Below are 11,059 nucleotides of genomic sequence, written 5' to 3' on the forward strand. Positions count from 1 at the left end.
AAGCCATAAGCGATGCACGATCGTGGAGGGGGCCGTCATGCCCCCTCCACGACGCCTTTTCAAAAGCCGAGCGCGACCAGCTCCGCGATGCTGCCGGCGGCGCTTCGGTGCAGGATGAAGTGCCCGCCCGCCGCTTCCCAGGGCGCGCGCGCCTTCTCCCGGTCGTCGACCAGCACCGATCCCGGTGTCGCATAGCGCGCCTTGTCGCGCGCCATGCAGGTGATGACCGGCACATGGGCGCCGAGCATCCGGGCGACCCATCGCTTCTTCTGCTCCGGTGCCCAACTGCCGAGCGGCAGCCCGGTCAGGATGGTCGGCCGGTGCGGCGCGCAGAATGCCCACAGCTCCTGCGCGTCGTGCATGAACTCCAGCGTTCCGAAGAAGTCGTCGTGGCGGGACAATGCCCGCCACATGTCCTTCATCGCCAATTGCTCGGGACGCTTGCCGGTGGTCGCGACGACGCCGCGGTCGAAGTCGGCGAGGACGCCGTCCAGGTCGAGGAACAGCGTCGGCTTGGAGCGGCCGGTCGTCACGTCCCGGTCAACTCGTCACGGTCGCGGAACTCGTCCAGCGCCTGCGGGTTGGCCAGCGCCTCGGTGTTCTTGATCGGCCGGCCATGGACGGCATCGCGGACCGCCAGCTCGGTGATCTTGCCGGACCGGGTGCGCGGGATGTCGGCGACCTGGACGATCTTCGCCGGGACGTGGCGGGGCGAGCAGTTGTCCTTGATCCGCTTGCGGATGGTCGCGGCCATCTCCTCGGTCAGCGTCATGCCCTCGCGCAGCACCACGAACAGGACGACGCGGACGTCGCCGTCCCACTCCTGGCCGATGCAGACCGCCTCCATGATCTCCGGAAGCTGTTCCACCTGCCGGTAGATCTCCGCGGTGCCGATGCGCACGCCGCCGGGGTTCAGAACGGCGTCGGAGCGTCCGTAGATCACCCAGCCGCCATGCTCGGTCTGCTCGATGAAGTCGCCGTGGACCCAGACGTTGGCGAAGCGGTCGAAATAGGCCGAACGATATTTCGACCCGTCCGGATCGGCCCAAAATCCGACGGGCATGCTGGGGAAGGGACGGGTGCAGACCAGTTCGCCCTTCTCTCCGCGCACCGCGTGGCCGTTGTCGTCGAACGCCTCCACCGCCATTCCCAGCCCGCGAGTCTGGATCTCGCCTTTCCAGACCGGGGCGATCGGGTTGCCGAGCACGAAGCAGGACATGATGTCGGTGCCGCCGCTGATGGAGGCGAGATGGAGATCCCGCTTGATGGCGCGGTAGACGAACTCGAAGTTCTCCGGCATCAGCGGCGAGCCGGTGGAGGTCAGGGTGCGCAGGCTGGCGAGCGAATGGGTCCGGACCGGCTCCAGCCCAGACTTCTCCAGCGACTGGATGAACTTCGCCGAGGTCCCGAACAGCGTGACCTTCTCCGCGTCGGCATAATCGAACAGGATGTTGCCGTCGGGCGCGAAGGGCGACCCGTCATACAGCACCAGGGTCGCGCCCGACGCGATGCCGGTCACCAGCCAGTTCCACATCATCCAGCCGCAGGTGGTGAAGTAGAAGAGGCGGTCGCCGGGCTTCAGGTCGCAGTGCAGCCGGTGCTCCTTCACATGCTGCAGAAGGGCGCCGCCGGTGCCGTGGACGATGCACTTGGGCTTGCCGGTGGTGCCGGACGAATAGAGGATGAACAGCGGATGGTCGAAGGCCACCCGCTCGAAGCTCGGCTCCATGGCCCGGTAGGGCGCCATGAAGTCCTCGAAGCCGACCGCGCCCGGGACCATCGACAGGTCGGGCGCCTTGTCGACGTAGGGCACGATCACCGTGGCGGCGACGGTCGGCAGGTCCGTCAGGACCTGCGCCACCTTGGCGCGGACGTCGTGGCTCTTGCCGTTGTACCAGTAGGCGTCGGGGGCGAAGACCACCTTCGGCTCGATCTGCCCGAAGCGGTCGGTGATGCCCTGCACGCCGAAGTCGGGCGAGCAGGAGGACCAGACCGCGCCCAGGCTGGCGGTGGCGATCATGGCCGCCAGGGTTTCCGGCATGTTCGGCATGATGGCGGCCACCCGGTCGCCCTTGCCGACGCCCGTGGCCTTCAGCGCCTGCTGGAGCCGGGACACCGTGTCCTTCAGCTCGGCCCCGCTCCAGCGGTACTTCACCTTGTCCTCGCCCCAGAAGACGACCGCATCGCCGTCCGGCGCGCCGGCGAGCAGGTTTTCGGCGTAGCTCAGGCTCGCCTCGGGAAACCAGCGGGCGCCCGGCATCCTGTCGCCGTCGAGCAGGTCGACCGCGCCGAGCTCGCCGGTCAGTCCGGCCCATTCCCACAGGTAACGCCAGAAGCGCTCCTTCTCGGCGATGGACCAGTTGTAGAGCGCCTCGTAGTCGTCCAGCCGCAGCCCGAAGCGCGCATTCGCCGCCTCGCGGAAGGCGGTCAGGTTGGACTGCGCGACGCGTTCCTCACTCGGGCTCCACAGCGGAGTGTCCATTCTCGGTTCCCTCAGGCTTCGTTGTCGGTCTTGCTGTCGATGCTCTTGGCCCATGCGGGTGCTTCGCCCCGCGGATTGCAGGGCAGCATAGCGCAGCTTCCCGCGGCTTGTCTGGTCTTAAGCGTTGCATTCGCTGAACAATCGTGCTGCCGCGGGCACAGGGAACTTCACCGCGACGCGCCGGGTTTTCCCTGGATGGCGCCGGCTGCAAGGGCGCGGAGCTGTCGGGGGGGGGCGTGATGGCGGTGATCGGAATATCGGGCTCCTACGGTGGCCTGAACCTCGGGGACGAAGCGATCCTGACCTCGGCGGTCGAGCAACTGCGCGCGACGGTGCCGGGGGTGGAAATCGTCGTCTTCACCCGCGATGCGGAGCACACGCGCGCCAACCATGCCGTCGACCGGGTCCTGAACCCGCGCGAGGCGATGCGCGACGAGATCATGCCCGAGGTGGAAAGGCTGGACCTGCTGCTGCTGGGCGGCGGAGGCATCCTCTACGACAGCGAGGCGCAGACCTACCTGCGCGAGGTCACCATCGCCCAGCGGCTGGGCATCCCGACCCGCACCTTCGCCATCGGCGTCGGGCCGCTGAAGCACCAGACGGAACGCGACGCCGTGCGCGCCGGCCTCGACCAGATGGACGGCATCACCGTGCGCGAGCCGTCGGCGAAGCGGCTGATCGAGGAGATTGGGGTCCGGGTGCCGGTGGAGGTCACTGCCGACCCGGCGCTGCTGCTGACGCCGGAGCCCTTCACCGCCGAGATGCTGGCGGAGGCCGGCATCCCGCGCGGCCGCCCGCTGGTCGGGCTGTCGGTGCGCGAACGCGGCGGGGCGGCACCGGAGCTGTCGGAGGCGGCCTACCACCAGCTTCTGGCCGAGGCCGCCGACTTCATCGTTGAGCGCTTCGACGCCGACGTCCTGTTCGTCCCGATGGAGCGCGCCGACGTCCGCGAGGCGCACCGCGTGATGGGCCATATGAGCATGGCCGAGCGCGCGCATCTGCTGAAGTACCAGTACAGCCCGCGGCAGATCATCGGGCTGATGGAGCATCTCCACCTCGTGCTGGGCATGCGCCTGCATTTCCTGATCTTCGCCGCCATCACCGGCACGCCGGTGATGGCGCTGCCCTATGCCTCCAAAGTGGCGGACTTCCTGGGGTCGCTGGGAATGGAGCCGCGCTCCACCGCCGCCCACACCACCGCCGGCACCTTCCTGGCCGACCTCGACCGGCTGTGGGACCACCGGGCCGACCAGCAGGCGCTGCTGCGCGACCGCGTCCCGCACCTGCAGGAGCTCGCCCGCCGGACCGCCCCCCTCGCCACGCGCGGCACCACCTGATCCGGCCGCCCCCTCGTCGCCAGGGGACGTAACGCCCTCGTCGCCAAGTGGCGCAACGAAACTGGGAGATCGACCCGTGCCCGTCCTGACGCTGCCCCACAACCCTGCCACCATCACGCTGCCGCCGCGTTCCGCCACCCGCGTCGGGCGCTGCGACGTGCTGGTCGTCGGCGGCGGCCCGGCGGGGATGGCGGCGGCGATCGGCGCGTCGCAGGCGGGCGCGGACACCATCCTGGTCGAGCGCTACGGCTTCCTCGGCGGCAACGCCACCGTGGCGCTGGTGATGCCCTGGATGAGCTTCTACACCCAGCGCGGCTCCGTCGCCGAGGTCGACAACACCAAGCTGATGCCGCAGGACCATGGTCCGGGCGAGCCGGTGGTGGGCGGGGCGCTGGCCGTGTTCCTCGGCCGGCTCTATGCCGCCCACGGGGCCATCCCGCCGTCCGCGGACACCGGCTTCACCGTGCCGTTCGATCCGGAAATCCTGAAGGCGGTGTCGCAGGAGGTTCTGGACGAGGCCGGCGTGCGGGTGCTGCTGCATGCCTTCGCATCGGGCATCGTCGGCGAGTGCGGCCGTCCGTCCGGCGTCGTCTTCGAGACCAAGTCCGGGCCGCTGGTGATCGAAGCGGCGACCATCGTCGACTGCACCGGAGACGGCGACATCGCCGCCCTGTCCGGCGCCGACTACGAGATCGGCCGCGAGGAGGACGGGCTGACCCAGCCGATGACGCTGATGTTCCGCATGGTCGGTTTCGACCATGGCCTCTTCTCCGCCTTCGTGCACGAGAACCCGACGCAATGGCGCGGCGTCCACGGGCTGTGGGACCTGGTGTCGAAGGCGACCGCCAACGGCGATCTGGCGCTCGCGCGCGAGGACATCCTGTTCTTCGGCACCACCCATCCCGACGAAGTGGCGCTGAACTGCACCCGCGTCACCGGCGTGCTCGGCACCGACGTCTTCGACCTGACGCGGGCGGAGTGGGAAAGCCGGCGGCAGGCGGCACAGATCGCCGCATTCATGAAGAGGTACGTGCCGGGCTTCGCCGAGTCCCACCTGTGCCAGACCGGCGTCGCCGCCGGCGTGCGCGAGACCCGCCGCATCGTCGGCCAGTACCGCATGAGCGTGGAGGACGTGCTGGGCGCCGCCAAGTTCGACGACGCGGTGGCGCGCGGCACCTACCCGGTCGATATCCACAGCCCGACCGGCAAGGGCACGACACTGAAGCGTGTGCCGTCCGGGGAGTGGTACGAAATCCCGATGGGCGCCCTGCTGCCCAAGGGCGTGGACAACCTGCTGGTCGCCGGCCGCTGCATCTCCGGCAGCCACGAGGCCCATTCCTCCTACCGCGTCACGCCCACCTGCATGGCGACGGGGCAGGCGGCCGGCGTCTGCGCGGCCTTCGCCAGCCGGCGGACCGAACAGCCGCGCGACATCCATCACCGGGCGGTGCAGGCGGAATTGCTGCGCCAGGGCGCGATGCTGCGGCCGGTGGAGTAGGCGGGTCAGGTCAGGTGGGCGTAGGCGCCGCGGAAATACAGCAGCGGCTCGCCGTCCTCGCGGGCCGTCAGGTTGCGCACCCTGCCGACGACGATGAGATGGTCGCCGCCGTCGTAGAGGTGCTCGCGGTCGCATTCCAGCGTGGCGAGGCAGCCGGGCAGCAGGCGGACGCCGCCGCGGCCGGTGATGATGTCCAGGCCGCTCCAACGCTCCTGCAGGTCGCGGCGGGAGAAGCGGGACGACATGTCCTGCTGGTCGGCGGCCAGGATGTTGACCGCGAAGTGCCGCGCCGTGGTGAAGGCCGCGAAGGACATCGCGGCCCGCCCGATGCAGAACTGCACCAGCGGCGGATCGAGAGACACCGAGGAGAAGGAGTTCACCGTCACGCCGATCGGAAGGCCGTCCGGTGCGATGGTGGTGATGACGGCGATCCCGGTGGCGAAGCAGCCGAGGGCGGAACGGAACGCCCGGGGATCGATCGGGTTTTCGGCAGCCGGGCTTTCGGAGGCCGGGCTTTCGGCGGTCAGGTTGTCGGCGGTCGCCTGTTCGGAGGTCGGCTGTTCAGGGGTCATGGGCGTCCTGTGGGCGTCCCGCGCTGTGGTCGCGCTGGCGGCGGTGGCGTGGCCGGGACGGCAGAGCCGGCCGGTGAACACTCAAGGTAGGAAATCCGGGGAATTAATCCAGCACGCACCCCGTGGCAAGCCCGGATCGCGCCCCAGACAACGTCATTAAACGGATCTTAATCAAACCCCTGCACGGTTCAGCGGCGGCGACAGCCGTGCCCTGGTGCGCGGGACGGCCGCCGGGGTGACAGGGCCTTCGGGCCCCGAACCTTTCGCCACGGCCAGGGCATGAGCGGGAATTCCGGCGGCAACGAGCGGCCGATCATCATCAAGAAGAAGAAGGGCGGGCACGGGGGCCATCATGGCGGCGCCTGGAAGGTGGCCTATGCCGACTTCGTGACCGCGATGATGGCATTCTTCCTGCTGCTGTGGCTGCTGAACGTCACCACCTCGGACCAGCGCAAGGGCATCGCCGACTATTTCTCGCCCGTGTCGGTCAGCCGCGAGCAGTCGGGCTCCGGCGGCATGCTCGGCGGCAAGACGATCACCGTGCCGGGCGCCCAGGTTTCGCCCAGTTCGCCCATGTCGGCCGACGTGCCGGTGTCCGGTCCGCCCGGCTATTCCGCCCAGCAGACGGAGGACGCCGACGATCCCACCGAGTCCGCCTCCGGCCCCGGGCAGGGGACCGGGCCCGGCCAGTCGGGAAGCAACGCCGCCGCCAACGGCAGCGCCTCGGCCGGCGAGGCCACCGACCTCGGCGACCAGAAGCCCAACGAGACGCGGGGCGAGTACCAGAAGCGGATGGAGGAGCTGGCCAAGCAGCTCGGCATTCCCGGGCAGAAGTCCGGCGAACGGCTGTCGGACTTCGCCGACCGCGTGAAGGAGGCGGCCGACAGCCTGCAGGGCGCCGCCAAGGAGGCGCGCCAGTTCCAGCAGGCGGCCAGCGAGATCCGCCAGGCCATCCAGTCGGTGCCGGAACTGGAGCCGCTGGCCCAGAACCTGATGATCGACCAGACCCCCGACGGCCTGCGCATCCAGATCGTCGACCAGGACCGGGTTTCGATGTTCCCGGGCGGTTCGGGCCAGATGTACCCGCAGACGCGCCAACTGGTGCAGCAGGTGGCCAAGGCGCTGTCGAAGCTGCCGAACCGGCTGTCGATCAGCGGCCACACCGACTCCACGCCGTTCGGGTCGGGGGCGGGACGCGACAACTGGGATCTCTCCACCGAACGGGCCAATGCGACCAGGCGCGCCCTGCTGGCCGGCGGCATCGATCCGACGAGAATCCAGGATGTCGTCGGCAAGGCCGACCGAGATCCGCTGGTGCCCGACCAGCCCAACAGCCCGCGCAACCGCCGCATAACGATGGTCCTGCTGCGCGAAACCCAGGCCGCGCCGGCGGCAGGCGGGCAATCCCCCGCAGCAACCGGCCCGACTTCCTCGCCGAATACGACCAAAGCACGGTAATAGCCGGACCAAGCCGGTACTTTGGCGCTAAAATCCTTAAGCTCTCCTGCTTGAATTCTTGCTTTACCATTGCGTCGCACAACAGAACGCTCGAATGCCCTGTTCAAATCGCGCGGCGATGGGTCATACTTCCTGCACAATGCGGCCGGGGCCGGCGCAATGCCGACCGGCCCACGACGATCGGTCAGATACAAGCGCGGGGGAGTCTGTGAGCGTACCCGAGGGCAAACCGTCCGACCTTTTGTCATCCTATGATCCCGGGCTGTACTTCGATGAACTGTTCGGATCGATGGATTTGCCGGCCGAACACACGGCGCTGATCCGACAGCGGCTGGCAGCGCTCGACTTCGAGGAGCTGCGCAGGCGCGCCCAGGATGCGGAGCGGGAGCTCTACAACCTCGGCATCACCTTCATCGTCTATTCCGACAAGGACGCCGTCGACCGCATCCTGCCGTTCGACGTGATCCCGCGCGTGATCTCCGCGCCGGAGTGGTCGCACCTGGAGGCGGGCGTCAAGCAGCGCGTGGCTGCGCTGAACCTGTTCCTGCACGACATCTATCACGACCAGAAGATCCTGCGGGACGGCATCATCCCGCGCGAGCTGGTGGAGGGAAACCATAATTTCCGGCCGCAGATGATCGGGCTGGACGTTCCCTTCGACACCTACATCCACATCATGGGCACCGACCTGGTGCGCGACCGGCACGGCACCTTCCGGGTGCTGGAGGACAACGGCCGCGTGCCCTCGGGCGTGTCCTACGTCGTGGAGAACCGGCACATGATGCAGCGGGTCTTCCCCGACCTGATGCAGGACATCGGCATCCGCCCCGTCGACAATTACGGCCACCGGCTGCTCGACGCCATGGTCGAGATCGCGCCGCAGGGCGTCGATGACCCGCAAGTTGTGCTGCTGTCGCCGGGCACCTACAATTCCGCCTATTTCGAGCACATCTTCCTTGCCCGCGAGATGGGCGTGCCGCTGGTGGAGGGGCGCGACCTCGTGGTGGAGAACGACCGCGTCTACATGAAGACCACCAACGGTCTGGCGCCGGTCCATTCGATCTACCGCAGGCTCGACGATGCCTTCCTCGATCCCCAGGCATTCAATCCCGACAGCCTGCTGGGCGTGCCGGGCATCCTGGAGGCCTACCGCAAGGGCAACGTGGCGCTGGCCAACGCGATCGGAACCGGCGTCGCCGACGACAAGGCGGTCTACTGCTACGTTCCCCGGATGATCAAGTACTACCTGGACCAGGACCCGATCATCCCCAACGTCGACACCCGCATCTGCCGCGAGGACGATGCGCTGCAATACACGCTCGACCACCTGAGCGAACTTGTGGTCAAGCCGGTCGGCGAGGCCGGCGGCTACGGCATCACCATCGGCCCGCGCGCCAGCAAGGCCGAGCTGGAGGATTGCCGGGCCAAGCTGCTCGCCGATCCGGCCAACTACATCAGCCAGCCGGTCGTCGACCTGTCGGTCTGCCCGACGGTCTGCGACGACGCCATCGAGCCGCGCCACGTCGACCTGCGTCCCTTCGCCATCACCGGCAAGAGCACCTGGGTCCTGCCGGGCGGCCTGTCGCGCGTGGCGCTGAAGAAGGGAACGCTGATCGTCAATTCGTCCCAGGGCGGCGGCTCGAAGGACACCTGGGTTCTGGAAGGTGGTGCGGCATGAACCTGCTCGCCCGTTATGCCGAGTGCATTTTCTGGATGGCCCGCTACATGGAGCGGGCCGAGAACATGGCCCGCATCCTCGACGTGCACGAGACCTTTGCGCGCGACACCCGCGGCGCCACCAACTGGTTCTCCATCGTCCAACTGAACGCGGACGAGAAGGACTTCTTCAGCCGCCACGACCGTCCGACGGCGGATGCGGTGGTCCACTACTACATGTTCGACGCGCAGAACCAGAACTCGCTGCTGTCGATGCTGCGCATGGCGCGGGAGAACGCGCGGACCCTGCGTCCCTGGATCTCGACCGAGATGTGGACGCAGATCAACGTGTTCCACAACAAGCTGCTTGAGATGTCCGTCAAGGACGTCGCGGCGCAGAACCTGTCCAAGATCTGCACCTGGATCAAGGAGGAGTGCCAGACCCACTCCGGCATCACCGAGGGCACCTTCTACCGCGACCAGGGCTGGTACTTCTACCAGATGGGCAAGTACATCGAGCGGGCCGACCAGACAACGCGCCTGCTCGACATCAAGTACCACACGCTGCTGCCCTCGCCGTTGGACGTCGGTTCGCCGCTGGACGCCAGCCAATGGATGACGGTGCTCCGCTCCACCGCCGGCTATCACGCCTTCCGCCGCGTCTATCCGCGCGGCATGTCGCCGGCCACGGTGGCGGGCTTCATGCTGTACAACGAAGGCTTCCCGCGCTCGCTGGTGATGTGCGTCCGCCAGATCGACGGCGTCCTCACCCGGATGCGTTCGCGCTACGAGATGCGGGGCGGGGCCGCGGCGATGGAGCAGGTGGACGAACTGCTGGCGGCGCTCATGTCGCGCCCCATCGACGCGGTGCTGCGGGATGGACTGCACGAATATCTCGATTGGATACAGCTTCAGTTGAGCCGCATCACCACGGAGATCGCGCAGGCGTTCTTCGGCTTCCAGCCGCCTCTGGCAGTTCAGAGCCAGTCGCAGTAAGCTGCCGCCGCGGAGGGGAAGCCCCCCTCCGCCTCCCGGTCACAGTCGTGATGGTTCGCGGTCAGAATGTCGGTCATCCAGCCGCCCCAGCGTCCCTTGCAGCAGTTCTTCCGGTCGGGGCCGATGCCGTGTCCCTACCTGCCCGGGCGCGTGGAGCGCAAGCTGTTCACCCGGCTGATCGGCCCCTACGCGACGGAGGTCAATTCCACCCTGTCGCGGGCCGGCTTCCGCCGCAGCCATGACATCGTCTACCGGCCGGTCTGTCCGAACTGCCAAGCCTGCGTGCCGGTTCGGGTGCCGGTCGGCGAATTCATCCCCTCGCGGTCGCAGCGGCGGGTGCTGAAGCTGAATGCCGGGCTGACGTTGAGCGAACGGCCGGCCTATGCCACATCGGAACAGTACCGGCTGTTCGCGCTCTACCAGAACTCCCGTCACGGCGATTCCGACATGGCCCGCATGGCGATGGGGGACTTCGCCGCCATGGTGGACGAGGGGCGGGCGGACACCAACCTGCTGGAGGCCCGCGACGAGCAGGGCCGGCTGATCGGCTGCATGCTGACCGACCGGCTGGCCGACGGGTATTCGGCGGTCTACAGCTTCTATGATGCCGCCCAGGATCGCCGCAGCCTCGGCACCTTCATGATCCTTGGCCTGATTGAGCGGGCCCGGCTTGCCGGCATGCCCTACGTCTATCTCGGTTACTGGATCGCTCACAGCCGCAAGATGGCCTACAAGGCCAAGTTCCACCCGCTGGAATGTCTCGGCGACGACGGCTGGCGCGCCATGCCGGTCGGGCCGGATGCCGGCGGACTGGATTAGGAGCGGGGCGGGGCGGCGACGCTCCCCGCTCCCTGCTGCCCCGCCCGGCGGTCAGGCGGCCTTGATGTCGCCGAGGAAGGTCTCGACGTCGCGTCGCATCATCTCGGCTTGGCGCGACAGCTCGCTTGCCGCGGTGAGCACCTGGCCGGCGGCGCTGCCGGCCTCGTCGGCGGCCTGATTGACCTGGACGATGCTGCCTGAGACCTCCTGCGTGCCGGAGGCGGCCTGCTGGACGTTGCGG

The 11,059-nt window shown here is 68.2% G+C and carries 9 protein-coding genes and 1 pseudogene; 6 read left to right on the plus strand and 4 right to left on the minus strand.

Annotated elements, in window-relative coordinates:
• Positions 1-59: 59 nt before the first annotated feature.
• Both J2850_RS26420 and J2850_RS26425 read right to left on the minus strand, forming a co-directional pair.
• Positions 60-533, minus strand: a complete 474-nt coding sequence (locus J2850_RS26420; RefSeq protein ID WP_307354536.1) for a hypothetical protein — start codon at positions 531-533, stop codon at positions 60-62.
• Positions 530-2,482, minus strand: a complete 1,953-nt coding sequence (locus J2850_RS26425) for an acetoacetate--CoA ligase (RefSeq protein ID WP_209988809.1) — start codon at positions 2,480-2,482, stop codon at positions 530-532. Before J2850_RS26425 ends, J2850_RS26420 begins: the two co-directional genes overlap by 4 nt.
• Before the next feature lie 239 nt (positions 2,483-2,721).
• On the opposite strand from J2850_RS26425, the gene J2850_RS26430 reads away from it, so the two are divergent.
• Together J2850_RS26430 and J2850_RS26435 are read left to right on the plus strand one after the other, a co-directional pair.
• The gene (locus J2850_RS26430; protein ID WP_209988812.1) at positions 2,722-3,819 is read left to right on the plus strand and encodes a polysaccharide pyruvyl transferase family protein; all 1,098 of its coding nucleotides are present in this window, start codon (positions 2,722-2,724) and stop codon (positions 3,817-3,819) included.
• Between the two features lie 76 nt (positions 3,820-3,895).
• Positions 3,896-5,317, plus strand: coding sequence for an FAD-dependent oxidoreductase (locus J2850_RS26435; RefSeq protein WP_307354535.1), 1,422 nt, complete (start codon positions 3,896-3,898; stop codon positions 5,315-5,317).
• A gap of 5 nt (positions 5,318-5,322) precedes the next feature.
• Here J2850_RS26435 and J2850_RS26440 read toward each other — a convergent pair whose 3' ends face one another.
• Positions 5,323-5,889 (minus strand): flavin reductase family protein, encoded by a 567-nt coding sequence (locus tag J2850_RS26440; protein ID WP_209988814.1) that lies wholly within the window; start codon positions 5,887-5,889, stop codon positions 5,323-5,325.
• A gap of 279 nt (positions 5,890-6,168) precedes the next feature.
• Between J2850_RS26440 and J2850_RS26445 the strand changes: the two genes are divergently transcribed.
• The 4 genes from J2850_RS26445 to J2850_RS26460 all read left to right on the plus strand — a co-directional run bounded on the left by J2850_RS26445 (position 6,169) and on the right by J2850_RS26460 (position 10,818).
• Entirely contained in the window at positions 6,169-7,347 is a 1,179-nt protein-coding gene (locus tag J2850_RS26445) for a flagellar motor protein MotB (protein ID WP_209988817.1), read from the plus strand.
• Positions 7,348-7,636: 289 nt separating this feature from the next.
• Positions 7,637-9,025, plus strand: coding sequence for a circularly permuted type 2 ATP-grasp protein (locus J2850_RS26450; protein ID WP_246513583.1), 1,389 nt, complete (start codon positions 7,637-7,639; stop codon positions 9,023-9,025).
• A complete protein-coding gene (locus J2850_RS26455; RefSeq protein WP_209988819.1) occupies positions 9,022-9,999 on the plus strand; it encodes an alpha-E domain-containing protein in 978 nt (325 codons plus the stop codon). The genes J2850_RS26450 and J2850_RS26455 overlap by 4 nt, the downstream gene beginning before the upstream one ends.
• 66 nt (positions 10,000-10,065) lie before the next feature.
• A complete protein-coding gene (locus J2850_RS26460; protein ID WP_209988822.1) occupies positions 10,066-10,818 on the plus strand; it encodes an arginyltransferase in 753 nt (250 codons plus the stop codon).
• Between the two features lie 51 nt (positions 10,819-10,869).
• Here the strand turns inward: J2850_RS26460 and J2850_RS26465 are convergent.
• Positions 10,870-11,059 (minus strand): annotated as a pseudogene (locus J2850_RS26465) (methyl-accepting chemotaxis protein); the annotation flags it as partial.

This window comes from Azospirillum picis, from assembly GCF_017876115.1.
In the GTDB taxonomy this organism is placed as follows: domain Bacteria; phylum Pseudomonadota; class Alphaproteobacteria; order Azospirillales; family Azospirillaceae; genus Azospirillum; species Azospirillum picis.

Excerpts from the sequence above, each read along its gene's own strand:
- J2850_RS26425 (WP_209988809.1), bottom strand. The coding sequence starts at position 2,482 with ATGGACACTCCGCTGTGGAGCCCGAGTGAGGAACGCGTCGCGCAGTCC.
- J2850_RS26430 (WP_209988812.1), top strand. The coding sequence starts at position 2,722 with ATGGCGGTGATCGGAATATCGGGCTCCTACGGTGGCCTGAACCTCGGG.
- J2850_RS26440 (WP_209988814.1), bottom strand. The coding sequence starts at position 5,889 with ATGACCCCTGAACAGCCGACCTCCGAACAGGCGACCGCCGACAACCTG.
- J2850_RS26445 (WP_209988817.1), top strand. The coding sequence starts at position 6,169 with ATGAGCGGGAATTCCGGCGGCAACGAGCGGCCGATCATCATCAAGAAG.
- J2850_RS26450 (WP_246513583.1), top strand. The coding sequence starts at position 7,637 with ATGGATTTGCCGGCCGAACACACGGCGCTGATCCGACAGCGGCTGGCA.
- J2850_RS26455 (WP_209988819.1), top strand. The coding sequence starts at position 9,022 with ATGAACCTGCTCGCCCGTTATGCCGAGTGCATTTTCTGGATGGCCCGC.
- J2850_RS26460 (WP_209988822.1), top strand. The coding sequence starts at position 10,066 with ATGTCGGTCATCCAGCCGCCCCAGCGTCCCTTGCAGCAGTTCTTCCGG.